At 66.4% G+C, this 26,355-nt stretch carries 18 protein-coding genes and 1 rRNA gene; 2 read left to right on the top strand and 17 right to left on the bottom strand.

All coding sequences use genetic code 11. The features are described 5' to 3' along the window. Window positions 1-64 precede the first annotated feature (64 nt). The 11 genes from DZG09_RS15155 to DZG09_RS15105 all read right to left on the bottom strand — a co-directional run bounded on the left by DZG09_RS15155 (window position 65) and on the right by DZG09_RS15105 (window position 12,029). Entirely contained in the window at window positions 65-1,141 is a 1,077-nt protein-coding gene (locus DZG09_RS15155; protein ID WP_240424090.1) for an alpha/beta hydrolase fold domain-containing protein, read from the bottom strand. 38 nt (window positions 1,142-1,179) lie between these two features. Then, window positions 1,180-1,620: a thioesterase family protein gene (locus DZG09_RS15150; protein ID WP_119698600.1), complete on the bottom strand. Its 441-nt coding sequence runs from the start codon at window positions 1,618-1,620 to the stop codon at window positions 1,180-1,182. Continuing rightward, a complete protein-coding gene (locus DZG09_RS15145) occupies window positions 1,617-2,609 on the bottom strand; it encodes a 3-hydroxyacyl-CoA dehydrogenase NAD-binding domain-containing protein (RefSeq protein WP_119698792.1) in 993 nt (330 codons plus the stop codon). The genes DZG09_RS15150 and DZG09_RS15145 overlap by 4 nt, the downstream gene beginning before the upstream one ends. A gap of 52 nt (window positions 2,610-2,661) precedes the next feature. Beyond that, window positions 2,662-3,546, bottom strand: a complete 885-nt coding sequence (locus DZG09_RS15140) for a beta-keto acid cleavage family enzyme (RefSeq protein WP_119698599.1) — start codon at window positions 3,544-3,546, stop codon at window positions 2,662-2,664. Further along, window positions 3,543-4,436, bottom strand: coding sequence for a TetR family transcriptional regulator C-terminal domain-containing protein (locus DZG09_RS15135; RefSeq protein ID WP_119698598.1), 894 nt, complete (start codon window positions 4,434-4,436; stop codon window positions 3,543-3,545). The genes DZG09_RS15140 and DZG09_RS15135 overlap by 4 nt, the downstream gene beginning before the upstream one ends. Window positions 4,437-4,699: 263 nt before the next feature. Further along, window positions 4,700-7,579: an ABC transporter permease gene (locus tag DZG09_RS15130; protein WP_119698597.1), complete on the bottom strand. Its 2,880-nt coding sequence runs from the start codon at window positions 7,577-7,579 to the stop codon at window positions 4,700-4,702. Next, entirely contained in the window at window positions 7,579-8,304 is a 726-nt protein-coding gene (locus tag DZG09_RS15125; protein ID WP_119698596.1) for an ABC transporter ATP-binding protein, read from the bottom strand. Before DZG09_RS15125 ends, DZG09_RS15130 begins: the two co-directional genes overlap by 1 nt. Continuing rightward, window positions 8,301-8,885, bottom strand: coding sequence for a PadR family transcriptional regulator (locus DZG09_RS15120; RefSeq protein WP_119698595.1), 585 nt, complete (start codon window positions 8,883-8,885; stop codon window positions 8,301-8,303). Before DZG09_RS15120 ends, DZG09_RS15125 begins: the two co-directional genes overlap by 4 nt. Before the next feature lie 216 nt (window positions 8,886-9,101). After that, entirely contained in the window at window positions 9,102-9,890 is a 789-nt protein-coding gene (locus DZG09_RS15115; RefSeq protein ID WP_119698594.1) for an ABC transporter ATP-binding protein, read from the bottom strand. Next, complete coding sequence (locus DZG09_RS15110) at window positions 9,887-10,858, bottom strand: FecCD family ABC transporter permease (protein WP_119698791.1); 972 nt, start codon at window positions 10,856-10,858, stop codon at window positions 9,887-9,889. Before DZG09_RS15110 ends, DZG09_RS15115 begins: the two co-directional genes overlap by 4 nt. Window positions 10,859-10,958: 100 nt before the next feature. After that, window positions 10,959-12,029 (bottom strand): ABC transporter substrate-binding protein, encoded by a 1,071-nt coding sequence (locus tag DZG09_RS15105; RefSeq protein ID WP_119698593.1) that lies wholly within the window; start codon window positions 12,027-12,029, stop codon window positions 10,959-10,961. 752 nt (window positions 12,030-12,781) lie between these two features. On the opposite strand from DZG09_RS15105, the gene DZG09_RS15100 reads away from it, so the two are divergent. Beyond that, entirely contained in the window at window positions 12,782-20,029 is a 7,248-nt protein-coding gene (locus DZG09_RS15100) for a DUF2341 domain-containing protein (protein WP_162893344.1), read from the top strand. Window positions 20,030-20,303: 274 nt separating this feature from the next. On the opposite strand, the gene nrdF is transcribed toward DZG09_RS15100, so the two are convergent. Genes nrdF through nrdH form a run of 4 tightly spaced genes read right to left on the bottom strand, consistent with a single transcriptional unit; the run spans window position 20,304 to window position 24,158 of the window. After that, window positions 20,304-21,278 carry a class 1b ribonucleoside-diphosphate reductase subunit beta gene (gene nrdF, locus DZG09_RS15095; RefSeq protein WP_119698591.1) on the bottom strand — a complete coding sequence of 325 codons (975 nt, stop codon included), beginning with the start codon at window positions 21,276-21,278 and terminating at the stop codon, window positions 20,304-20,306. Between the two features lie 36 nt (window positions 21,279-21,314). Continuing rightward, a complete protein-coding gene (gene nrdE, locus DZG09_RS15090) occupies window positions 21,315-23,480 on the bottom strand; it encodes a class 1b ribonucleoside-diphosphate reductase subunit alpha (RefSeq protein ID WP_119698590.1) in 2,166 nt (721 codons plus the stop codon). Then, window positions 23,459-23,890, bottom strand: coding sequence for a class Ib ribonucleoside-diphosphate reductase assembly flavoprotein NrdI (gene nrdI, locus DZG09_RS15085; protein WP_119698589.1), 432 nt, complete (start codon window positions 23,888-23,890; stop codon window positions 23,459-23,461). Before nrdI ends, nrdE begins: the two co-directional genes overlap by 22 nt. 34 nt (window positions 23,891-23,924) lie before the next feature. Beyond that, the gene (gene nrdH / locus DZG09_RS15080; RefSeq protein ID WP_087055964.1) at window positions 23,925-24,158 is read right to left on the bottom strand and encodes a glutaredoxin-like protein NrdH; all 234 of its coding nucleotides are present in this window, start codon (window positions 24,156-24,158) and stop codon (window positions 23,925-23,927) included. Between the two features lie 372 nt (window positions 24,159-24,530). On the opposite strand from nrdH, the gene DZG09_RS15075 reads away from it, so the two are divergent. Beyond that, window positions 24,531-25,694 carry an acyl-CoA dehydrogenase family protein gene (locus tag DZG09_RS15075; RefSeq protein WP_119698588.1) on the top strand — a complete coding sequence of 388 codons (1,164 nt, stop codon included), beginning with the start codon at window positions 24,531-24,533 and terminating at the stop codon, window positions 25,692-25,694. A gap of 147 nt (window positions 25,695-25,841) precedes the next feature. On the opposite strand, the gene DZG09_RS15070 is transcribed toward DZG09_RS15075, so the two are convergent. Both DZG09_RS15070 and rrf read right to left on the bottom strand, forming a co-directional pair. Beyond that, complete coding sequence (locus DZG09_RS15070) at window positions 25,842-26,114, bottom strand: metal-sensing transcriptional repressor (protein WP_119698587.1); 273 nt, start codon at window positions 26,112-26,114, stop codon at window positions 25,842-25,844. Window positions 26,115-26,216: 102 nt separating this feature from the next. Then, a 5S ribosomal RNA gene (rrf, locus tag DZG09_RS15065) occupies window positions 26,217-26,333 on the bottom strand. Between the last annotated feature and the right edge of the window lie 22 nt (window positions 26,334-26,355).

Genomic DNA, 26,355 nt, shown 5'->3' with positions numbered 1-26,355 from the left:
CGTGCCGGGCTGTGTCTGGTGCTTCCCCGGCTGCGGCGCCGGGCGCTGTGGATTCAGCAGCCTCCTAGGAGAAGAATCGGCTGCGTGCGAACATCGCACCGCCGGCGATGGCCTCGTTCGCCTCGTCCAGCATCCGGCCGAAATGCAGGAACGAGTGCAGCACGCCGGGCACCACCCGCCGCTGCACGTCGTGGCCTGCGGTCTCCAGCCGTTGGGCGAGCGCAAACGAGTCGTCACGCAGCGGATCGAGATCGGCACCGATCACGTACGCGGGCGGCAATGGAGCCTCGAGGTCGGCGGACAGGAGGTTCGTATATCTGCTGGTGCGGTCCTCCTGGCGTGTGAGGAAGACATCGTCGATGATGCGGAGATCCTCTGCCGCCATGCCGTCCCAGAATCCGCCGTAGAGGCGTGCCGAGACGGAGTCTGCGAGCCCGTAGCCGCCGTAGTACAGCAGCATCGAGCTGAGCGAGGCGAACGCCCGCTCCGCGTCGTCCGCCTCGTCACCGAGCCGCCCCGGCTCGTCGCGCAGGAGCAGTGTCGCACCGAGTGCGAGCATGGCACCCGCCGAGTCGCCGGCCACGGCGAGTCGGCTGCCATCGATGCCGTACCGGCCGCCGTGCGCGGCGAGATGGGCGAGCACACCAGCACTCTCGTGCAGCGAGACCGGATACGCCCCCTCCGGTGCGAGCGTGTAGTCGACGGCGACGACGGCCGCGCCGCTGACGGCGGCGAGCACACGGGTGATGCGATCGTGGGTGTCGAGATCGCCGACGATGAAGCCGCCGCCGTGGAAGTAGACGATCGCCGGCAGCGTCTCGTCCGCGCTCGGCCGGTGCATCCGCACCGGGACGTCCTTGCCGGATGTGCGAATGGACAGATCATTCGTCTCGTGCATCGTCGGACCGCCGACGTTCCAGAACGCGCGCTCCTCACGGTACTCGGCGCGTGCCGCGGCGAGTGCGCCTTCCGCTTCGGCCGCGCGGCTGCCCGCGTCGTCCCCTGTCGCTTCACCCGCCGAGCCCGCACCCTGTCGAGCGCTCCGCCGCGCTGCATGCTCGAGCTGATGCTCGACGACTCGTCGCATCTGCGGCGTGAAGGCGTCCCTGACGTGTGCGGGGATGTCGGAGAGCGCTGGCACGGTGTTCCTTTCGCTGGGTGCGGACGGTCGATCGGTGATCATGCGAGAACGCGGCGGCCGGCCCACGCAGGGGCGTCGCAGAGCGCGGCCTGCACCCGCTGCTGAACGTCGTCGGGAAGCGGTTCGCTGCGTCCCTCCCGCTGCCCGACGTGCAGGGCGAGGATCTCCTCGGTCGCTACCAGGGTGCCGCCGGAAGACATGGTGTGCGCGATGTGCAGCTTCTTCGCCGCGCCCCCGATGATCTCCGTGCTCACGCGAAGTTCGGCTCCCAGGCCGACCTCGTCGAGGTATCGGACGTGCGCCTCGACCGTGTACAGCGAACATCCTGTCGCCGCACGGTAATCCTCGTCGAGGCCTATCGCAGCCATGGCTTCATCGGTGGCGAACCCGAAGACGAGCACGTAGAACGCCTCAGACATGTGCCCGTTGTAGTCGATCCACTCCCGCTTGACCGCGGTGTCGTAGGTCGTCAGGCTCATGCGGCCGCGCTCCCGTCGGCTGCACCGGGGAAGGTTTCGCGGACCGCGGCGACCGCCTTGCGCACCGCGATCACCGACGCGTCCCGCGCGCGAACCAGCTCGTCGATGCTGCGCTCACCGGCCTCTGCTTCGCTTCCGGCGACCACCGCGTCGCGGAGTTCAGGGGTCAGCTCCGGGGCGTCCAGACGCGTCCACGGCGAGAGCAGCGACGGCCCGAAGTGGTCGAGCATGTGCGCCATACCGCCTTCACCGCCGGCGAGATGGAAGGTGAGCATCGGGCCCTGAAGCGGCCAGCGAAGACCTGGGCCTTCCGTGATCGAACGATCGATCTGCTCGACGGTCGCTTCGCCGTTCTCGACCATGTGCAGCGCCTCGCGCCACAGCGCCTCCTGCAGTCGATTCGCGATGAAGCCCGGCACCTCTCGGTCCATCCGGATCACCGATTTGCCGATCGCGTCGTACCACTCGGCCGCCCATTCGGTCGCCGACTCAGCCGTGCGCTCGCCGCCGACGACTTCGACCAGCGGGATCAGATAGGGCGGGTTGAACGGGTGGCCGACGACGAGGCGCGCCGCCTGCTCTTCATCCGCCACGTTCGCGGCCATCTCGGTCATTCCGTAGCCGGACGTCGAGGAGCCGACGACGACATCCGCGGGAGCCGCCTGCATGATGTCGGCAAGAAGCTGCTGCTTCATCTCAAGGTTCTCGGGCGCAGATTCCTGCACGAACCCGACGCCGTCCAGCGCCTCGGTGAGATCGGCGTGCACCGTCCACGCGTCGGGGTCGGCGCCGGCGGCGAGACCGAGCTCGGTGAGCGCCGGCCATGCGTTGTCGATGAGGCGTCGGAGCCGGTCCTGTGCGTCGGTACTCGGGTCCCAGACCCGCACGGTCAGGCCGCGGGAGAGGAAGTACGCCGCCCAGCCGCCGCCGATCGTGCCGGCGCCGACGCATGCGACGGTGCCGATGGTCGTCATGTCGCGAAGCTGCATGCTGCTCTTCTCAGGCGTGTCCGGCAGATTCCGGGGCGGCGTCTCGCCGCGGTCAGTGCGCATCGAGCGCCAGGATCTCGCGGGCTTCGTCAGGGCTCGCGACCGTCGCGCCGAGCGATTCGATGATGTCGCGCGCTCGGGTCACGAGCTGTGCATTGGTCGCTTTGACGCCCTTGGACAGGTAGAGGTTGTCTTCGAGGCCGACTCGTGCGTGGCCGCCCGCGAGCACCGACTGACCGACCCACTCGAGCTGATTGCGTCCGATCGCGAATGCCGTGAACTGCGCGCGCTCGGGCAGCAGGGCGACCTGCGCGTGCAGCAGGCGCGCATCAGCCGGCGCTCCGTACGGGATGCCCTGGCAGATCTGGTAGAGCGGCGGATCGTCGAGCAGCCCCTCCTGGTGCATCACGTTGGCGAACCAGATGTTGCCGGTGTCGAAGCACTCCAGCTCCGGCTTGACTCCCAGATCGCGGATGCGCGCCGCGCCCGCGCGCATCATGTCGGGCGTGGAGATGTACATCTGACTGCCCTCACCGAAGTTCAGGGTGCCGCAGTCGAGGGTGCAGATCTCGGGGCGCAGCTCTGCCACATGCTGCAGCCGTGTCTCCTGGTTCACCAGGTCGGTGCCGGCGACCGAGCGCAGCGGGTCGGCCGGGTCGATCACGTAGTCGCCGCCCATACCCGCTGTCATGTTGACGACCGGGTCGACTTCCGATTCCCGGATGAGGCGCTGCACCTCGGCGTAGTAGGCGGTCTCGCGCGACCCCAGGGTCGTCTCCGGGTCGCGCACATGGATGTGCACGACCGACGCACCGGCCCTGGCGGCCTCGATCGCAGAAGTCGCGATCTCCTCTGGCGTCACGGGCACGTGCTCCGACTTGCCTGCGGTGTCTCCGGCACCGGTGACGGCACAGGTGAGAATGACGTTGCGCTTCACTGAGCGTTCCTTTCTGCGAGCAGAACCCGGTTGATGAACTTGTCGACCTGTTTGGTCATGTCGTCTGTGGTGATCAGTCCGGTGAGCACACGGATGCCGAGACCGTCGACGAATGCCGTCAGCGCATCGGCGAGATCGTCGAGCGGCTCATCGACGATCGCGCCGCTGGTCTGCCCCGCGGCGATGACATCGCGAACTGTGCGCCACCAGCGGTGATAGCTGCCCGAGTGCTCTGCCTGCTGGTCACCGGTCAGCACGATCGCGACCCAGGTCTGCATCCAGATCGACCACTCCGCACGCACCAGCTCATCGACGGGCAGCTGCAGGCCGATCAGCGTGCGCAGGCGCTCGACGGGGTCGGCGATCTCGGTGAGTTCGGCGCTCTGCCGGTCGTATGCGAGTTTGACCGAGTACGGCAGCGCTTCGGAGAAGAGCTCCTGCTTCGAGGAGAAGTAGTAGTGCACCGAGGCGTTCGAGATCCCGGCGGCCTCGGCGATATCGCTGATCCGGACCCCGGCGAAGCCTCGTGCGGCGAAGAGCCGCCAGGCATGTTCGACGATGGTTCTCCTGCGCAGCGCGTGCTCGTCGGACTCGTCGCGAGTGCCGGGCAGCAGGTTCTCGTCCGGAGCCGCGACGCCTGTCTCGACTCCTTCGTCCGTGAGGAGCCAATCGACGGTGACGCCGGTCACACGTGCGAGCTGGAGCAGCTCCTCTGCCGTGAAACGGCGGGTCTGGCCGAGGGACTTGGAGAGCTTGGTCGCATCGATGCCCATCCGTGCGGCGACTTCTCGCTGCGCAAGACCCGAATCCCGCATGGCGGTCCGCGCACGTGCGGCGATGCCTCGCTCCGTTGCCGACTGCCTGGGCCGGTCGCGTTCTGTATACCCCATCGAGCACTGACTCTAGACAAAGTTTGCTTTAATCGCAAGATTCTGACTCAGAGTCAGTCTTGCGATCAAGGAAAGCTCACATTGCGTCGCACGCCGTCGAGGACGTTGATGGGCCGAAGAGTCCCCGGAACGGCGCAGCAGTGGTGTGCAGGTTCCCTGCGATGCTCGTCACAAGTGCCGCTGCAGGTCCCGTTGAGGCACGACTCGGTGGATACCGCGTGCTGTGCCCACGCGCCAGATGACAGCTGCCGGTTTGATACCGGCTATCGCCGCGTGCTCTCGCGGAGCCATGTGAGTGCGGCTGTGATGAGCGGCACACCGATGCCGACTCCGACCACGGGCCACCAGGGGATGGTGAGCGCCCATGCGCCGCTGTCGATGTCGAGATCGCCGGCGATTGCGGCTGCGGTGCCGATTCCGAGGGCGATGCCGCAGAGGGTTCCTGCGGCGGTGCCGAGCAGCCCGATGACGAGGGTCAGTGAGGCTGCGATCCGCCTGCGGGTGCGGGGGCTGGTGCCGATGTTGTGCAGCAGCCTCAGATCGGGGCGCATGTCGGTGATTCCGAGTTGTGCGGTGCCCCAGGTCGCGGCCAACGCGATCAGTGCTGCGACGCCCGTCACGCTCGTCAGCGTGGTCGCCAAGCCTGTGTTCGCATAGTCTCGAGCCTGGGTGGCTTCGTGGACGCCGAGGCTCAGCAGCTCGTTGCGCAGTTCGTCGAGCGCCTCGACCTCCATCAGACCGTTCCCGGTCGCGACCAGACCAACCCGCTCCGCCACTGGAGCGTGTTCTCCCAGCGGCGCCCCTGCGAGCAGTGACTCGGGGATGAACGCCTGCCATTGGGCCGTTGGCCAGTCCATCACGACGGCGTCGGCGATGACGGTGTCGACCTCGACCGGGTCGGGTGGGTTCTCGTAGACGCCCTGCGAACCGGCGTCTTCCAAGAGCTGTTCCCACCGAGCCATCTCGACGGGATCGTCGCCCATGATGCCCAGGTGTGCGGTCCCGTCCTCCCACAGGTCGAGGGGCCTGGTGAGCACGATCTTGCCGTCGGCGATGGCTTGTGCTGCTCGGTCGGCGCCGGGCAGCCCGAGTGCGGTGATGAGGGTGCCGTCGTCGACCGCGATGTTGCCGCCGTCATCGGTCGACCAGAGCGGTTGCCGGTTCAGGTCGGTGATGCCCTTGTCTATCCAGCAGTTCTGACTCGATGCCGGCGCCGGGCGGCCGGTGCCAGGTGACCGGCCGGTCAGACGGTTGTACTCCTCGGTGTAGTCCGCCCAGGCTGGGCACGGCTTCCCCTGAGGGATGAGGATACGAGGGTAGGGGTCACCTTCGAGGGCGAGCATCCGCACGTCATACAGATCCGAGCCAGGGATGTATCGGTCGATGGTGTCATGCAGCCGTTGCCGTGCGGCCTCACCCTCTGTCGTGGACTCCTCACCCGCACCTGCGACTTGTGAGCTGTCGACGAAAGGATTCTCGCTGCCGCTGGCGGCGGTGTAGAAGCCGTCATAGATCAGCAACGTGCCGGGGTCGGCGCGCAGCGCCCATCGAGACCCGGCCGTCGCGTACTGGGTGGCGGTGACGATGCTGATGCAGATGGCCAGTGCGAGCGCTGCGGCCACGCCGGTCACCGCCGGGACGGTGCGGCTAGGGCGTCGCGCCGCCTCCCGCACCCCGGCTCGCGACGCCACCGGCAGCCGCGCCGAGAGCCGACTCAACGGGATCAGTGCGGCCGGCAGCGCAACGATCACGGCGACAGCTGCCAGGGCCCCGCCGATCAGCAGCAGCCACCGCTGTCCCGTGAACGCTGCCACCGCTGCGGCCGCGACGCCACCTGCCACCAGCAGCAGGAAGATCAGCAACGTGCGACGCCATGGTACGGCCGCCGTGGGCTCGCTGTTGCGCATCGCGTGCAGTGGATCCTCGCGCATCGCCCGGCGCGCAGGTGCCCACGCGGCCAGCAAGGCGATGCCAGCACCCGCGAGCACGAACACCAGAGCGTCGAGCCAAGGCAGTCGCAGGTCGGGGAAGGCCGTGCTCCCCGAAAGCTGGGCGACCATCACGATGCCGGCAGCGATCAGCAGACCGGCACCCGTGCCGATGACCGCGGCGATGACGCCGGTGAGGCCGCTGGAGCGCAGCATCACGTCGCGGATGTGTCGTCTGGAAGCGCCATGGGATCGCAGCAGCGCGTAGTCCCGGCGCGACCGACGCGCGCCGATCGCGAAGACGGGGGCGATCAGCAGCACGACGAGCGTGCCGCCCACGATCACCGCCGCGAGCACCAGCACCGCGATGCCACCGAGCGTGACGCTCTCGGGCGGCGCGCCGTCGAAGATCGGGACCTGCGATGACGCAGGCGGGTCGAGCACGACGTCCCGGCTCACCGTGATGAACCCGAGCTCGTTGCCCGCCAGCACCCAGTCCCAAGACAGATCCGCGCCGGTGACGAACCAGATCGTGGCGGCATCGGCCAAAGCGGTCGCAGAGGTCTGCAGCAGACTGCCGGCGGCCATGACGACTTCGCTGCCGCGAGGATTGTTCTCGTGAACGCCGACAACGGTCAGCGAAGCGAAGTCCTCATCGTGCCCTGCCCGGCCGTCCACCGCATCACCCACAGTCAGGTTCAGCCGCTGCGCGAGATCCCGGCTCAACGACACCTCATCATGAGCAGTGGGCAGCTCTCCCTCCCACGGGGAGACGAGCCCCGCCGCCGCGGGATCTGTCACCTCGCCCTGCAGAGCACTGACCCAATCGGTCAGCACTCCCCCTGAGCGCAATGTCACCGTGCCGCCCAGCATCGGCAGCGTCGCAGCGCCTGGCGGCAGCAGCTCCTCCAGCCGGTCCTCCACATCCGCGATGGGCAAGTCGTCGCCGCCCATGAACGCGAGATCGGCGCGCGGGCTCTGCTGTGCGCTATCGGCGCCGAACCACTGCACACGGGCGTTGGCGACCTCGCCCAGGCTCCGCTCCGCAAAACGCGCGTCGGTCTCCTCAGAGGATCTCACCAGCGCGTCCACCGCGATGCCGCCCGCGACCGTGACGCCGATGACCAGGACCGCCAACAACGCTCGTGCGCGGCCATGCCAAAGATCGCGGACCGCGAGGCGCCACACCACGCCCGCCATGCGCAGATCGGCCATCAGCCCTCCTGCGCCGGGTCGAGCAGATCGGTCACGCGCTCCAACACACCCGTCTGCGAGGCGATGCGCCCATCGGCGAGGAACACCGTGCGATCAGCCCACGCCGCATACCGAGGATCGTGAGTCACCAACAGCCCACCGCTCCGAGGGCCGATCTGAGCGCGCAGCAACGCGATGACATCCTCACCGAGAATCGAGTCCAGCGCACCGGTGGGCTCATCCGCCAGCAGCAACGTCCTGGCCCCAGACACCGCGCGTGCGATCGCCACCCGTTGCCGCTCGCCGCCCGAAAGCTTGTCAGGAAAGTCATCTGCGCGCTCGGTGAGCCCGACGCGTTCCAGCAGGCCGCGAGCCTCGGCCTGCGCCTCCCGCGCTGGGGTGCCGTCAAGTTCGAGCGGGAGAGCGACGTTCTCCAACGCGGTCAGCGAGGAGACCAGGTTGTACTCCTGGAACACCAGACCCACCTGACGGCGACGCAGCGCCGCCCGCTCCTCCGCCGACGCCGACGAGATCTCCTGCCCGCCCACCAGCACCCGCCCCGAGGTCGGCGTGTCCAACGCAGCGGCGAGATTCAGCAGCGTGGTCTTACCCGACCCACTCGGCCCCATCACCGCGACCAGCTCACCGTAGGAGATGCGCAGGCTGACGCCGTCAAGGGCACGCACCTCGGACTCGCCTTCACGATGAATGCGAGTGACGTCCACCAGCTCCAGCAGCGCACTCACCGCGCGCTCCTCTTGGCCTCGGTCGTTGTCGCCTCCACGGGTGCAGGGTCGACCGGTGCACCGCTTGCGACCTCACGCTGCTCGCGAAGGACACTCGCCTCGACATGGTCCAGCCATCGGATCTCCGCCTCCATCTGGAACACCATCGACTCCAGCAGCAACCGCCACGACAGGTCAGCGGCATCCGCAGCGGCATCGGCCTTCAACCGCGTATATGAGTGCAGCACTCGCATCGACTCAGCACGCTGCGCTCTGACCACCGCACGGACATCGACACCCGGCACCTCCACCGCCAGCGTCAGCTTGATCGCCAACTCGTCACGCCCCGGACGTGACCGCTCCACCGGCGAGTTCCACCACTGCTCGACATCGCGCGCGCCGCTCTCGGTAAGCGTGTACAGACCGCCATCTGCCCCTACAGCGACCAGCCCGTCGCGCTCGAGCCGCTGCAGCGTGGTGTACGCCTGCCCAACGTTCAGCGGCCACGTCGCCCCCGTGCAAGCCTCGAACTCGGACCTCAGCTGGTTGCCGTTCATCGACCGCTCGCCCAACAGCACCAGGAACGCCTTCGCTATCGACATCGCCACTCCTTACTCAGTAAGCGCTCATTAGAACTTACCGAGTAAGTACGGGTGGTTGCAACCCGAGCGTTCCGCCGATGTCACTGCCGCAGCCAACGACCTTGCCATCACCATCGCAGCCAGACATGCATGGCTGGTCCACGAAGCACTGCCCCGACTGTCCGAACGGCTTGATGGACGCAGCAACACGCCCGAACGCGCACCGTCGTCTTCGCCTCAGCCGGCACCCGTCGCTCTGAATCGCGTCGGGATCGCGAACGTGATCGACATCCGGCCGCTTCGGTCGCGCGCCACGTCGGCGTCCACCTCGTACACGTCTTTGATCAGGGCGGGCGTGAGGACGTCGGCCGGGGTTCCTGCGGCGACGGCGCGCCCCTGCTTCAGGACGACGACTGTGTCGCAGAACATCGCGGCGAGGTTCAGATCATGGATCGCAACGATGCTCGTCACCTCCAGCTGCGAGACCAGGTGCAGCAGATCGAGCTGGTGCCGGATGTCGAGGTGATTCGTCGGCTCATCCAGCAGCAGCTCCCTCGGCTCCTGGGCGAGAGCCCGCGCGATGTGCGCCCGCTGGCGCTCGCCGCCGGACAAGGATCTCCACAGGCGGTCGGCCTTCTCACTGAGCTCGACGCGCTCCAACGCCTCCAGGATCGCGTGCTCGTCGGCATGCGTGCTCCCGCCCCACAGAGAGCGATGCGGTGTACGACCGAGCCGAACGACGTCGTACACGGTGATGTCGGTGTCCGTCTCGGCATGCTGGCTGACCGCGGCGATGCGCCGGGCTACGGTGCGACGGCCCAACGTGCCGATGTCATCGCCGTCGAGCGTGACGATGCCCGAGTCAGGCCGAGACACCGCATGGAGCAGGCGCAGGAGGGACGACTTCCCGGATCCATTCGGCCCGAGAAGCCCGACCAGATCCCCGGCCTGCGGTGCGAGCGTGATCTCATCGACGACGAGCGCACCCCCTCTGCGCCACGATACGCGGTCAGCACCGAGCGTCATGCGCGGGCCCCTCTGCGCACCAGGAGGAGCACGAAGACCGGCACGCCGACCAGCGCCGTGCCGACACCCACGGGCAGCGGCGTCGGAGCGAACGCCACGCGGGACCCCGCATCCACCCACACCATGAAGATGGCGCCGAGGAACGCGGTCGCCGGGACGACTCGCGTGTGACGCTGGCCGAACATCATTCGGGCGGCGTGAGGCAGCACGAGGCCGACGAACCCGATCGCCCCGGCGACGCTCACGAAAGTCGCCGTCAGCAGTGCCGTCAGCACGAGCAGGATCGTGCGCGTGCGCGCGACGTGGATGCCGAGCGAGGCGGCGACGTCGTCGCCGAATGCGAATGCGTCGAGCGAGCGCGTGTGGAGCAGGACGATCACCGCTCCCGCAGTCGCGACGGCCGCGGTGAGCGCCACGTCGTGCCAACGCATCCCCTCGAGGGATCCGAGCAGCCAGAACATCACGCCTCGCGTCGCATCGGAGTCGGCGAAGGCGAAGACCATCAGCGACGTCAGCGCGGAGAACAGCTGCGTGCTCGCGACCCCGGCGAGCACGATGCTGCCCGTGCCTCCGGTGGAGTACCGGGCGAGCAGAAGCACCAGACCGAATGCGACGAGCGCTCCGATGAAGGCGCCGCCCGACAGCCCGACGACGGTTCCTCCGAGCCCGAGGATGCCCACCGCGACCGCGCCCGTCGATGCGCCCGAGGACACGCCGAGGATGAACGGATCCGCGAGAGGGTTCCGCAGCAGCGACTGCAGGATCGCTCCGCAGAGGCCGAGCCCCGCCCCGCATGCGGCGGCGACGAGCGCGCGCGGCAGGCGCTCCTGCCACACGATCGCGTCTTCAGAGGCTCGCACGACGATGCTTGTGAGGCCCAGGTGGTTCGTGACGACGTCTCGCACGTTCACGAGCGACACGTCAGCTGGCCCCAGCGTCACGGCGACCCCCACCGAGACGAGGAACATCGCGACTCCTGCGGCGGCGAGCAGCCCCGCGATGGCCGGGCGCGGGAACGGCTTCCGCCGCACGCGGCGCGCAGCGGCGGCCGGGGCGCCCTCGACTGCGTCAGCGCTCACCGGCCGCGCATCCGCCGGGAGCCTGCGCCCACGCTCGGATCTTCTCCAGACCGTCGACGTATCGGATGGACGGATTCATCTCAGCCCCGTGCAGAACGATGAAGCACTCGTCCCGCACCGCATCGAGAGTGCTGGTGAGCGGGTCGTCCTGCAGGAACGCGATCTTCTCGTCGAGCCGGTCGCCCGGGAACCGATCACGCTGCAGGTCGCCGAGCACGATGATCTGCGGCTCCTGCTCGACGAGGGATTCCCAGCCGACGGCCGGCCAGTCGTCGTCGACGTCCGCGTAGACGTTCTCCATCCCCGTCAGCCTCGCCAGCAGCGACGCGGATCCGAGACCTCCGGCGATGTACGGCGTTCGGGTGTCCGCGAACCAGAACGCGACAGTCCTCCCGTCGAGGTCCACGCCGTCCAGGGCCGCCGCGCTCCGCGCCTCGAGGTCCGCGACCAGGCCCTCCCCGCGATCCTGCACATCGAAGATCTCCGCGAGCTCGCGGATCTCCTGGTAGAGGGAGTCGAGCGTCAGCGGCGTCGTGCGTGTTCCTCCCCCGTTGATGCTCAGGTCGCCCTCGCAGTCGGTGGGAGACAGGTAGGACCCGATGCCGGTCTCGCCCAGCCGATCGCGGGAGGCTACGCCGCCCTCCGGCTTGTAGTGACGCCCGAAGGAAGCCGTCACGAAGTCGGGATCCGCCGCGAGCAGCACCTCGTATGTCGGCGCATCGTCGGCGAGACGAGGAGCCTGCTCGTTCGCCTTCGCAAGAGAATCGAGCACGGGATCCGTCCACGACGCCGTGCCGACGATCCGACCCTCCAGTCCCAGCGAGAGCAGGATCTCGGTCGAGTTCTGGTCGAGGGACACGACCCGCTGCGGAGCGTTCTCGACAACGACCTCTCGCCCGCAGTTGTCCAGCGTCAGCGGATAGTCGGTCTGGCCTTCGCCGGCAACCTGCGCCGGCGGCTCCTCTACGACCTCGGATGCGCCGCACCCGGCGAGCGCGACAAGAAGGAGCGCCCCGGCTGTGAAGCCGAAAGCGCGCCGCAGAGACTGCGAAGGTGACATCTGATCCCGTTTCATTCAGAAGACATCGAACCTATAAAGGGTAGCCTTACCTCAGCCTGTCTCCCAATCCGCGAGGCCGACGGATCCGCTGAGAATGCGCGAGCGCGCAGTCGCCCCCGATGGAGTCGTGCGGACCGTCGCGGGCTTCGGCACCCCTCACCGCACGCAAACGCAGGCCGGCATCCCCGCGCACCTCGATAGGCAAGCCGTTGACGCGCAGGTGGTCCGCACACTCGATGATCCTGACTTCGTGCCCAGCGCGCGTCAGACCGATGCCCGCACAAAGTCCTGCCGCTCCTGCACCACTGATCAGAATCTTCACTGTCTCCCTCTCGTTCGCTCTGATGGTCCAGCAACCAACTGGAGCACCTATTCGTTGCTTTGGTGGCGCCAGGGCAGCATGTCGGACGACAGTCGAAGGACCAGGACTCAGCACACGCACAGTTCTCATCGCCACCGACATATCGGCTCGGGCGGCGCGGCTCTTTCCAGGAAGACGCCCCGTGCCGCTTCACATGCTTCTCGATGTCCGGTTCCGGCCTCCTGTGTTCGCTGGGAAGGGCCAGGAGGCTGGTGCACCGTGCGCAGAACCTGCTAACCCGCTGGCCATTCGGGCGCCAGCTTCTCGTCATCGTCCCGGTACTCGCTGGCCAACTGTCATTGCTCGACTGGGCGCGGCCCTCGACCGGCAGCTACTTCCTCGGCGCCGGAGGCTTCCGCCCCCAAGAAAAGACCGGGAGACGACTCGCCTGATGCCTCGCACTGTGCAACAAAAGAAAAGACACGAACTCGGCGCCTTCGCGCTCGCGGCAGCCGTCGTCGGTGCCCTCGTGGCACCGATGATTCCGACGGCAGCAGTCGCTGCGGCACCAGATGGTATCGAAGGCGAGGGCATCGCATCAGACCCTTACCAGATCGACAGCCCAGAAGATCTGCGTTCACTCACCGAGTGGATCAACGCCGACCTGGGAGCACGCAGCGCCTCACACATCGACGTCGTCGACGACATCGACATGGCCGACGAAGCGCCGCTGCGCGGCTTCGACACCTTCACGGGCGTACTGGACGGACAGGGACACACCATCTCCGATCTCGTCTATGGCGGACGGCCGCCCGGCAACGGGCGTCTCGCCCTCATCCAGAACCTCAAGGGCGGCACGGTCGCCAACCTGACGCTCGACGGCCTGTCAGCGGACAACGGCACGAGCACGGGCTGGGTCGGCGGCATCGCAGCGCTGCTCAGCGGCGGCACCGTCCGCGGAAACAGCGTCATCAACGCCGAGTTGACGGGTACTTCGTCGGACAAGGTCGCCGGCCTCGTCGCCCAGGCCGAGGGCGGCACGATCATCGACAACTACGTGGATGCGACGGTTACAGCCGCCAAGATGCCCGGAGGCGTCTCTGCGTACTCCAAGAACGCCACGATGATCTCCCGCAACCTGGTCGTCGCCGACCTGACTGTGCTGAACCCGGGAGGGCCGAACGGCACGAGGGGCAACGTCGCGGGCTTCGTCGTCTGCTATCCAGGCACCCCCAACAGCAGCGTGTACAGCAACAACGTCGCACTGTCGGGCTCGATCGACTACGACGGCAAGGCGGATGGATTCGTCGGTCGCATCGCGGGCTACACTGCCTACGATGGCTGGACAGCGACTGACAACCTCGCCAGCACGGACATCACGATCGGCGGCGCTCCGGTCACCGGCCCAGGCACCAAGAACCAGAACGGCACCGACGCCGCTCCCGCCGACCTCGCCCAGCAGAGCACCTACGAGAGCCTCGGATGGGACTTCTCGAATGTGTGGAGTTGGGACGCCGCACTCGGCCACCCGGTGCCGAAGTACACGTACACGCTCAATGGCGCGGGGACAGAGGATGCTCCGTTCGAGGTCGCCACCGCATCCGATCTCGAGTTCCTAGCCGAGCAGCTCAACGCCGACAACGCCCGCTACACCGACGCGACCCACTTCGCTCTCGCTGCGGATCTCGATTTCTCCGACCGCGCGCCGTTCGCCGGAATCGATCAGTTCACCGCGGTTCTCGAGGGCCAGGGCCACACCATCTCGAATATCGTCTACGCTCCCAGCGCCTCGTCGCCACGGCTCGGGCTCATCCGCGAACTCCGCGGCGGCAGCATCCGTGATCTCGTACTTGATGGCGTCGCAGCACACAGCGACAGCACCTCCGAATCCGACTACATCGCCGGCCTCGCCGTCATCGCGACCGACGCCCGGATCGAGGGCGTCAGCATCATCGACGCTGATCTGCGCGCTGCGGGCGCGGAGAAAGCCGCGGGGCTGGCGGCCGAGCTGCGCGGTGCCAGCCGCGTGCAGCACAACTGGGTCGACGGCTCGGTCACCGCGAAGAAGATGCCGGCCGGAATCACTTCCTACGCACACGACTCCACCGTCATCCACCAGAACCTGCTCTCGGTGACAGTCGCTGGCACCGCAGACGGCGGCTCCGGAACCCGCGGCATCAATGCGGCGCTCGTCGTCGCCTATCCCGGCAGTGGCAACAACATCGAGATCAGCGGCAACGTCGCCTTCTCCGGCGAAGTCGATTTCCGCGGAACGGCCCCTGGCTTCGCCGGTCGCATCCTCGGCTATTACCAGACCAGCGGCGCGTACCGCGTGCCCACGCTCTCGAAAAACCTCGCGAACGCAGAGATCACCGTCGGCGGCTCCCCTGTCACCGGCACCGCAACCGATCAGCATGGCGCCGACATGACCGGGGCTGCCCTCGGCGAGCAGGCGACGTATGAAGAGAACGGCTGGGACTTCGCGCAGGACTGGACGTTCGACGCCGCTCTCGGCCACCCGATTCCGAAGTTCGTGCACCCGAGTGACCTCCCAGATCGCATCACCACCACGTTCTTCGGTGACCCCGGTACTCAGCGCGCCTTCACCTGGTACTCCAAACTCGGCGAGACCGGATCCGTCCAGCTCTCACTCTCGCGCGACCTCTCCGACCCCGTCACGATCGACGCTGAGCGCAAGACCAGCCAGGACGGCGAGACCTTCTACCAAGCGGTCGCCACAGACCTGACGGCCGGAGAGCGCTACTTCTACCGGGTGGGCGATCCCGATTCGCAGAACTGGAGCAACATCGGCACGTTCGTCACAAGCGACGGCGAGTCGGACTTCACATTCATCGACCTGACCGACAGCCAGTCGCAGAACATCTCCGAGGCTGAGCTCTCGGCGGCGACGATGAGCAAAGCGCTGGCGACGATCCCGTCCGCAGAGTTCCTCATGCACAACGGCGACGTCGTCGAGCACGGCGAACGCGAACAGGACTGGAGCGATCTGCTGAACTCCGCGCAGTCCAGCCTGCTCGCGACCACCATCGCCCCGGTTGCTGGTAACCACGACCAGGCCACGAACGCATTCGTCGACCACTTCGCACTGGAAGCGCCGAACGGCCAGAACACCGCCAAGGGCGCCTACTACTCGTTCGACTACAACGACGCACACTTCGCGATGCTCAACACGAACGAGGACGGCGCGCAGTCGGTCTCCGACGCGCAGATCGAGTGGCTCCGCGAGGATGTCACTCAGGCACGCGAACGCGGCGCGCAGTGGATCATCGTGACGATGCACAAGGGTATGTACACGACGGCGAACCACCTGGATGACGGAGACATCATCGCCATGCGTGATGCGCTCGTCCCACTGATCGACGAGCTCGACATCGACCTCGTCCTGCAGGGCCACGACCATGTGATGAGCCGTTCCAAGCAGCTCATCTCCGATCCCAACGGCGTGGAGAACGCCGCAGTCGTCGAAACCGACGTAATCACCGAGATCGTCGGCGGCAAGCGCACCGAATACACCGTCGACCCCGAGGGCACGATCTACTTTCTGCCGAACACCTCCGGCGCCAAGCACTACCGTCAGGCGACGTCAGCCTCGAGCGGCATCGACCTGGAGGCGTACCTGCAGCTGTTCGACCGCACCGGCGAGCAGAGCACCGAGAACTTCGTCGCCGTCAACGTCACGGAGGGACGGCTGACAGTCGATGTGTACGATATCCGGGACAAGGGGCAGCCGCGTCTGTTCGAGAGCTTCGGCATCGATCGCGAGATCACGCCTGTCGACGCGCAGATCGATGCTCTTCCCGGCGTGGATGAGCTCACTGCGTCAGATGCGGATGCCGTCGCCACCGTGCGTACAAGCATCGACGCGCTTTCTTCCGCCCAGCAGAGCGGACTCACGCAGCTGGAGGACTTCCTGGCGCGTGAGGCGCGGATGCGGGAGCTGACGGGCGCCGTCGCCACCGATGGGTCCGAGATCGCGTGGGCTGCCACCGACGCGGAACGTCGTCAGGCCATCACGGTCGGCAACAGCACCCGCAGCACATTCTCCGATGTGCCAGTGCGGCTGGAGCTGACCGGCGTCGGCGAAGACGACCCGTCACGCATCGCATTCACCACCAACGACGGTGTTCCGATGCCGTTCGAAGTGGAGACTTGGAACCCCAACGGCACGAGCGTCGTCTGGGTCCGCGTTCCCGAGGCCCGCTCCGGCGCGACCACGATCTGGGCATACTACGGCACCGACGATATCGAGAACGATCCGGCCGCGGTCTGGGCGGAGGACTATGCTCTCGTTGAGCACTTCGGCACTGCGCCGGTCGAGGGCGAAGCGCTGGTGGATTCAACCGGCACCCGCCGCGGCGAACTCGTCGGTGGCGAGATCACCGTGAACGCCGACGACGGTGACGGCACAGCGCTGCTGGGCGAAGGCCGCCTGCAGTACACCGGCGATGTCGGCGGACAGCAGGACCGGATCGCGATCAGCTCAGTCGTCTCGCTCACCGCCGAACAGTTGACGGCGCTGGACGGCAACGCGCCGATCGTCGCCAAGGAGCCGAAGGGCGCGAGCGGTCTGACCACGTTCTCTCAGGAGATGGTCGCCGGCTCCGGTCAGCTGTCCACGCGTCTGGCGGGCAACGCCTTCCAGATGGCCGACGTCGATCTGAAGCACCGCTTCGACTTCCCTGTCGACGGCGAGAAGCATCTGGTCACGCAGGTGTACGACGGCATGACGTACTCAGTGTTCGTCGACGGCGAGGAAGTGCATTCTGAGCTGATCGAATACCGCTCCACCTACGGAGACCCGAGCGTACCTACCACCATCGGCGACTACTACACCGCCGACGGCGCCCTGTCCTCCCCGTTCAGCGGTGAGATCTCCGAGGTGCAGATCGCCGGAGTCGCTTTCCGGCCGGATCTCGAGCGGTTCCGCTACGAGCACTACCTCGGCGACGCCGTCTCCTACAGCGACGTCGTAGCACGCTCCGATGAGAAGGTCACCCTCGTCGTCGAATCGCCGAGCGAGGGCGATTCTTTGGAGGCAGGGCTCGTCGAGGTCGTCGGCACTGTCTCCCAGCGGTCCGAGATGGTCGCAATCGTCGCCGGTGAGGAAGTGCTGCGCACTCCGGTGGATTCCGGCACCTTCACTGTCGAAGTCCCGCTGAACGCGCTGGGCGAGCAGTCGCTCGAACTGCGTGCCGAAGCGGCCGGCTCGTCCGCGACCGCGCAGGTGCAGCTGGACGTGTCAGATACCACGGCGCCGAAGCGACCCGAGGTGTCCGATGACGCGTCGAGCGCACGCGGGGAGGACGCCGAGGTGACCTTGACGGTCTCCCCCGACTCCGACGACCGCGAGCAGCTGACGACAACGCTGTTCGCGAACGCGACCGTCCCGCTCACGGCGGAGAACACCGTCGTGCGCACCGGCACGAGCACCGACCGCACCCCCGAGGCGATCACCCCGGACAGCGGGACCGCCACGGCCAGCCTTCTGCCCACGACCGTTGGCGACGATGCGAACCCGTATCAGATCTACACGATCACGCTCACCGAGGAACAGGCCGTCCAGGACCAGCTGCACTTCGCGTGGAAGGGCAGGGGCGATCAGCGGCGGGTCTCCGCGCACATATGGGATGCCACGGCATCCGCATGGACGCTGTCCGGCGCCGGCTCGTCGAACGCGGGCGAGGAGTTCTCACTCGACATCACGGCGGGCGCCGAGGCGATCTCGGCCGAGCGCACCGTGACGCTGCTGATCTGGCGTGGTCTTGCTTCCTCGCCGTGGGCCGATGGAACCGATTACACGGCCGAACCGGACGTCGCGGATTACGACTGGGGACTGGACCACGTTCCGGACACGCAGCTGTACGCGCAGGCCTATCCCGATCTCATGGCCGACCAGTTTCAGTACATGGTCGACCGCTCCGAGGAGCGCGACACCCGGCTGATCGTGCACGCTGGCGACCTGGTCAACCGGGAGTTTCTCTCGCAGGAGTACCAGTGGCACAACGCCGAGAAGTCGGTTCGCCTGTGGGAGGATGCGGCGATCCCGTATCTCGTCTCGTGGGGAAACCACGACTACTCCGACTCGCGAAACAACCGCGTGATGCTGCCGAAGTACTACCCGATGGATCGCTTCGCCGCAGCCATCAAGGGCAGTGAGTGGTCGTTCGGCGGCAGCCACAGCATCGACAACTACTACTACACAGGTGAGGTCGACGGAGCGAACCTGCTCGTTCTCACACTCGGCTTCTTCTCCTCGAACAACGCTGGAGATGCCGGCTTGGGATGGGCGGCGGACGTCATCGCCTCGCACCCAGATCACACTGTCATCCTGGCGATGCACGACTCCGTGAAAGCCGGTGCAAACAGATGGGCGAACAAAAACATCACCGATCGACTGATCGCTCCGTACTCCAACGTGCAGTTGGTGCTCGGCGGCCATATCCGAGGGACAGGCGTGGCCTCCTACTCGCGCGATGACGGATCGATGGCATACGGCATCCTCACCGACTACCAGGGCCGCGTCTACGGCGGCCAGGAGTACTTGCGCCACCTGAGCTTCGACGCGGAGAACGGACTGCTCTACGCGAACACCTACTCGCCGCTGCTGGACAAGACCACATCCGACGGTATCTGGCATCGGAAGATCGACGAGACGAAGATCCCGGGCTTCCATGGAACCGATTCCGAGAACTTCGTGCTGGAGCTGGACCTGGGCGGCACCACCACCCGCTCGGTGAGCACGTCCGGCCTGTCGCTGGCCGTCGGCGATCCGGTGCAGGTCGGTGCGCCCGTCACGAGCATTGGTGATGAACAGGTCGAGATGGTGCTGACCGGCGCCACCGCGGGCGTCGAGTACGAGTGGTACGCCGACCTGGAGGATGCCGCGGGCAATATCACGCGCAGCCCCGTCTCGGTGTTCACCGTCGCGACCAGCGACGCCGAACGTCCGAGCGTGCCGCAGGACGTCAACGCGTCAGCGGCGGGCGCCGACACCGTGCGAGTGAGCTGGGCTCCCCCGGCACAAGACGGCGGATCGATGATCGTGCGCTATGAGGTCGCCGTCGGAGCGCAGACGACGACCGTCGACGGCTCCACACTCTCGACCGATGTCAGCGGGCTCGCCGCAGGCACCCACGAAGTGACGGTTCGCGCCGAGAACGTGGCCGGATGGTCAGAGCTTTCCGCACCGGTGGAGGTCGAACTCACCGGCGACGAAACCCCGACGCCGAGCATCTCGGTGACTGGATCGTTCGTTCCCGGCGGCACGATCCAAGTGAACGGATCCGGCTTCAGCGCCGACACCGAGTACGCGCTCGAGCTGCACTCCGATCCGGTGGCGCTGGGCACTGTCACGACCGACGCAGCGGGCACGCTCGACGGGGCGGCGACGATTCCGGCATCCGTCACTGCTGGCGTCCACGACGTCGCCGTGATGCAGGACGACGCCATCATCGCCTCCGCGCAGATTCTCATCAGCGCAGACTCCGGTAGCCACGGAGATGACGGAACGGGCGAGACCGACGTTCCGAACGAGGGACTCGGCGGTCACCTGCCGGAAACCGGTGACGATCTCGCCTGGCTCGGCTGGGTCGCAGGCGGCGCGGTGCTCCTGCTCGCCCTGGGCGGCGTGTTCGTGATTCGCCGCCGCAGGCTGACGCTCGAAGTCTCAGTGCGTTGAGTGTGGAACGCCTCCTCTGCCCGGCTTCCGGGCGGAGGAGGCGTTCTCGCGTCAGCGACAGCCGCGTCAGGCGAAATGCTCGCCGCGGCGAGCGCCGTGCAGGCGACATCATCGAGGCGTCGCCTGCGACATTCACGTGACCGACCTTGCGCCCGGGGCGTGCCGTCTTGCATAGGTGCGGATCTTTAGGCACGAAAAAAGGCCCGGACCTGCAGAAACCTGCAGGTCCGGGCCTCCCATCAGCCCTTTCGGGCCTCACGCAAGCGCCGAGGTCTCAGAAGTCCCAGTCGTCGTCCTCAGTCGCGACGGCCTTGCCGATCACGTAGCTGGAACCCGACCCCGAGAAGAAGTCGTGGTTCTCGTCGGCGTTCGGTGAGAGCGACGACAGGATCGCCGGGTTCACGTCGGTGACGCTCGAGGGGAACATCCCCTCGTAGCCGAGGTTCATCAGCGCCTTGTTGGCGTTGTAGTGCAGGAACTTCTTGACGTCCTCCGTGAGACCGACGGCGTCGTAGAGGTCCTGCGTGTACTGCACCTCGTTGTCGTAGAGCTCGTACAGCAGCGAGAACGTGTAGTCCTTGATCTCGTCGCGCGTGGCCTGGTCGACCTTCTCGAGCCCCTTCTGGAACTTGTAGCCGATGTAGTACCCGTGCACGGCCTCGTCGCGGATGATGAGCCGGATGAGGTCAGCCGTGTTCGTGAGCTTCGCGTGCGCCGACCAGTACATCGGCAGGTAGAAGCCCGAGTAGAACAGGAAGCTCTCGAGCAGGGTCGAGGCGACCTTGCGCTTGAGCGGGTCGTCGCCGCGGTAGTAGTCCATCACGATCTGCGCCTTGCGCTGCAGGTTCTCGTTCTCGACCGACCAGCGGAACGCCTTGTCGATCTCCTCCGTCGAGCACAGCGTCGAGAAGATCGACGAGTAGCTCTTGGCGTGCACCGACTCCATGAACGCGATGTTCGTGTAGACGGCCTCCTCGTGCGGAGTCACCGCATCCGGGATCAGCGAGACCGCACCGACGGTGCCCTGGATCGTGTCGAGCAGCGTCAGGCCCGTGAACACACGCATCGTGAGCTGCTGCTCATCCGGTGTCAGTGTGTTCCATGACTGGATGTCGTTAGACAGCGGCACCTTCTCCGGCAGCCAGAAGTTGTTCACGAGGCGGTTCCACACCTCGACGTCCTTATCGTCCTGGATGCGGTTCCAGTTGATCGCCTGAACATCGTTCAGGAGCTTGAGCGTTTCAGCCATGCTCTTCGTTTTCTCCTAAAATCCCTGGTCAGACCGTCAAAGTGTGCACGAGACGCAACCCTCGACTTCAGTGCCCTCGAGGGCCATCTGCCGGAGACGGATGTAGTAGATCGTCTTGATGCCCTTGCGCCATGCGTAGATCTGAGCCCTGTTGATGTCGCGCGTGGTGGCGGTGTCCTTGAAGAACAGCGTCAGCGACAGGCCCTGGTCGACGTGCTGCGTGGCGGCGGCGTAGGTGTCGATGACCTTCTCGTAGCCGATCTCGTACGCGTCCTGGTAGTACTCCAGGTTGTCGTTCTGCATGAACGGCGCCGGGTAGTAGACGCGACCGAGCTTGCCTTCCTTGCGGATCTCGATCTTCGACGCGATCGGGTGGATCGAACTCGTCGAGTTGTTGATGTACGAGATCGAACCGGTCGGCGGCACGGCCTGCAGGTTCTGATTGTAGATGCCGTGCTTCTGGATCTCGGCCTTCAGCTCGACCCAGTCGGCCTGCGTCGGGATGTGGTGGCCGGCGAACAGCTCCTTGGCCTTCTCCGTCTGCGGCTCCCACGCCTGGTCGATGTACTTGTCGAAGAACTCACCGGAGGCGTACTTCGAGTCCTCGAAGCCCTCGAACGCGACGCCACGCTCCCTGGCGAGGTTGTTCGACGCGCGCAGCGCGTGGAACAGCACCGTGTAGAAGTAGATGTTCGTGAAGTCGATGCCCTCTTCCGAGCCGTAGAAGACGTGCTCACGAGCGAGGTAGCCGTGCAGGTTCATCTGGCCGAGGCCGATCGCGTGCGAACGATCGTTGCCGTCCTCGATCGAGCGCACCGAGGCGATGTGGCTCTGGTCGCTGACCGCGGTCAGCGCCCGGATCGACGTCTCGACCGTGCGACCGAAGTCGGGCGAATCCATCGCGAGGGCGATGTTCAGCGAACCGAGGTTGCAGCTGATGTCCTTGCCGATCTGGTCGTACGACAGATCGGTGTTCAGCGTCGTCGGGGTGTTCACCTGCAGGATCTCGCTGCAGAGGTTCGACATGTTGATCCGACCCTTGATCGGGTTCGACTCGTTGACCGTGTCTTCGAACATGACGTACGGGTAGCCCGACTCGAACTGGATCTCGGCCAGTGTCTGGAAGAACTTGCGCGCGCCGATCTTCGTCTTCTTGATGCGCGGGTCGTCGACCATCTCGCGGTACTTCTCGGTCACCGAGATGTCACCGAACGGCACGCCGTAGACGCGCTCGACGTCGTACGGCGAGAACAGGTACATGTCCTCGTCGTTCTTCGCGAGCTCGAACGTGATGTCGGGGATCACGACGCCGAGCGACAGGGTCTTGATCCGGATCTTCTCGTCGGCGTTCTCGCGCTTGGTGTCGAGGAACTTCATGATGTCGGGGTGGTGCGCCGTGAGGTACACGGCCCCCGCGCCCTGACGCGCACCGAGCTGGTTGGCATAGCTGAACGAGTCCTCGAGCAGCTTCATCACGGGGATGATGCCGCTGGACTGGTTCTCGATCTGCTTGATCGGCGCACCGGACTCACGGATGTTGCTGAGCAGGAGCGCGACGCCGCCGCCGCGTTTGGAGAGCTGCAGCGAGGAGTTGATGCCGCGCGAGATCGACTCCATGTTGTCCTCGATGCGCAGCAGGAAGCAGCTGACAAGCTCGCCGCGCTGCGCCTTGCCCGCGTTGAGGAACGTCGGCGTCGCCGGCTGGAAGCGACCCGAGAGGATCTCATCGGTCAGCTTCCACGCGAGGTCCTCGTCGCCGTCGGCGAGAGCCAGTGCCGTCATCACGACGCGGTCCTCGAAGCGCTCGAGGTAGCGCTTGCCGTCGAAGGTCTTCAGCGTGTAGCTCGTGTAGTACTTGAACGCGCCGAGGAAGGACTGGAAGCGGAACTTCTTGCCGTACGCGAAGTCGTTGAGCCGCTCGACGAACTCGAACGGGTACCGCTCGATGACGGCGCCCTCGTAGTACTCCTTCTCGACGAGGTAGTCGAGGCGCTCGCGCAGAGAGTGGAAGAACACCGTGTTCTGGTTGACGTGCTGCAGGAAGTACTCCTGCGCCGCGCGCTTGTCGGCGTCGAACTGGATGTTGCCGTCGGCGTCATACAGGTTCAGCATCGCGTTCAGGGAGTGGTAGTCCAGGCCCTCGAATGCGGGGTTGTGCTTGAAGTCGGTGACCTCACCGGTCACTGCTGTCGCTTCCACCATGATTCCAATCCGTCACTCACGCGAGCGACGTCGTCGGCCGTGCCAAAGAGTTCGAGCCGATACAGGTGCGGCACGTCGCACTTGCGGCTGATGATGTCACCGGCGATGCAGAAGCCTTCGCCGAAGTTGGTGTTGCCCGCGGAGATCACGCCGCGGATGCCGCGACGATTGCGTTCGTCGTTCAGGAACCGGATGACCTGCTTCGGGACGGCGCCGTTGCCGTCGCCGCCGCCATAGGTCGGTGTCACGAGCACATACGGCTCGTCGACCTGCAGCGGTTCCTCGCTGCGATAGAGGGGAATGCGCTCGGCACGCATCCCGAGCTTGTCGATGAAGCGCGCGGTGTTCCCCGAGATGCTCGAGAAGTACACCAGAAGCGGCACCTCGGTCGCTGTGGCTGTCGCGGTCATCACTCCCCCTCGGCTCCGACGCGACGCCCGGTCATCAGGCCAGGCGGCTGGCGAGCTCGTCGATCTTGTCGGGCCGGAAACCCGACCAGTGGCCGTCGTCGGTGACGACGACGGGCGCCTGCATGTAGCCGAGCGACTTGACCTGCTCGAGGGCCGCTGGGTCCTCCGACAGGTCGGTCACTTCGTACTCGATCCCCTTGGAATCCAGGGCGCGATAGGTGGCGTTGCACTGGACGCACGCAGGCTTCGTGTAAACGGTGATCGACATGCTCTCTCCCCTTGAGACTCGTTGATGTTCCGGCACTCTGTGGCCGGGACCTCAATACTACATATGGGTACGGCCGTTCGGGGTCACCACTAGGGCTAGTAGTTACATCCATGTGATTATCCACACCCTATCCACACTTCCCACAGGTGGGTCCACCGGTCTCTCCACACCGGACGGAGCCCGGCGAACCGCGTCGTGACGCGGCTGGCGCCCTGAGGATCGTGTCTTCTCCACAGCCCGAACGCTACGCCGGGCCCCTGACATTCGATTCCTGTGGAGAGACCGGTTCGGCGTGTCGCTGGCGTGTCGGGATCGTCCGCGCAGCGACGCGTTCCGGAGCCCGCGAGACGTCGCGACAATAGAGTGGAGTGCATGAGCGACGGGTTCGAATCCAGCGACCACCTCTCTGACGATCTGCTCGAGCGCATCCGGTCCAGGGCGGCGACGGTCGACGCGGAGAACGTCTTTCCCGACGACGATCTCGCCGAACTGCGCGATGCCGGGTATCTGAAGATCCTCGTGCCGGCTGACCTCGGCGGCGCGGGGCTCGGGCTCGCAGAGGCGACGGTGCTGCAGCAGCGGCTCGCCGAAGCGGCACCGGCCACGGCGCTCGCGATCAACATGCACCTGGTGTGGACGGCGGTGGCGAAGGTTCTGCGCGACCGCGACATCGCCGATCTCGAGTTCGTCCTCACCGGCGCAGCCGCCGACGAGGTGTTCGCATTCGGGATCAGTGAGGCGGGCAACGATCTCGTCCTGTTCGGCAGCGACACGGCCGCGGCGCCCCGCCCCGACGGCTCATACGCCTTCACGGGGACCAAGGTCTTCACGTCGCTCGCGCCCGTGTGGACCCAGCTCGGCCTGCACGGCCTCGACACGACGGATCCGGATGATCCCAGACTCGTCTACGCCTTCGTGCCGCGCAGCGACGCGGTCGTCACACGAGACGACTGGAACACGCTCGGCATGCGGGGCACGCAGAGCCGCACGACAGAGCTGCACGGCGCTGTGGCCCCCGCCGACCGGGTCGCGCGCATCGTGCCGGCTGGCCCGAGCCCCGACCCGCTCGTGTTCGGCATCTTCGCGACCTTCGAGCTGCTGCTCGCCTCCGTCTACACGGGCATCGCGCGCCGTGCGATCGAACTCGCCGTCGCGTCGGCCGCGGGTCGGAGGTCGAAGAAGACAGGCGGCGCGCAGAGCCAGGACCCGGATGTCCGCCGTCGCGTGGCAGGCATGGGGCTCGCGTACGACGCCCTGCCGCCGCAGATCGCGTCGCTGTCGCACGACGTCGACGCCGTCGTCGACCACGGCACTCGCTGGTTCTCCCTGCTGTCCGGGGTCAAGCACCGCGCCACGACCGCGGCGAAGCAGATCGTCGATGAGGCCATGCTGGTCGCCGGCGGCTCATCGTTCTTCGCGTCGCACGAGCTCTCCCGCATCTATCGAGACGTGCTCGCCGGCGCCTTCCACCCATCCGATCCGGAGTCCGCGCACTCAACGGCGGCCACGGCCTGGCTCGGCCCCCTGGAGGCCTGAGGAGGCCTCACAAGCACTCCACTGTCACGCTGCGCAGCCAGCGATGCTGAGCAGGTTCAACGGGCGGCCGGATCGCAGCGCCCCGCGCCGATGCCGGTGCGAGTGACGAGCTCGGCATACCACAGGCTGCGGCCTGACGCGCATGAATCAGCGCCCGTCGAAGTCGAACGCTCGCAGCAGCTCCTCCACTGCCTGCTCCCTGTGGTCCCCGCCCTCCTCGAACATCGTGGAGACGTGCGTGCGGAGATGGTTCTCGAGCAGCAGGCGGTTCAGGGACTCCAACGACCGCTGGATCGCGCGGGACTGCGCGATGATGTCCATGCAGTATTCTTCGCTCTCGACCATCCGTCCCACGCCGCGCATCTGGCCTTCGAGGATGCGGATGCGGTGCAGTGCGCGCTTCTGGATGTCTTCGATCACACATGTCAGGCTACCTCGTAATGCCGAGGGGCCGGCTCCGCGCCGCTGCCCATACACGCAGAAAAGCCCGCCTCAAAGGGGGCGGGCTTTTCTGTAAGGGTGTTTCGGCGGTGTCCTACTCTCCCACACCCTCCCGGGTGCAGTACCATCGGCGCTGGGAGGCTTAGCTTCCGGGTTCGGAATGTGACCGGGCGTTTCCCTCTCGCTATGACCACCGAAAATATTTCGATGTGTCCCCCCC

Source organism: Microbacterium halotolerans, assembly GCF_003569805.1.
Classification (GTDB): Bacteria; Actinomycetota; Actinomycetes; order Actinomycetales; family Microbacteriaceae; genus Microbacterium; species Microbacterium halotolerans.
The sequence above is the reverse complement of the archived record's forward strand: the minus strand, read 5'-3'. Positions and strand labels throughout refer to the sequence as shown.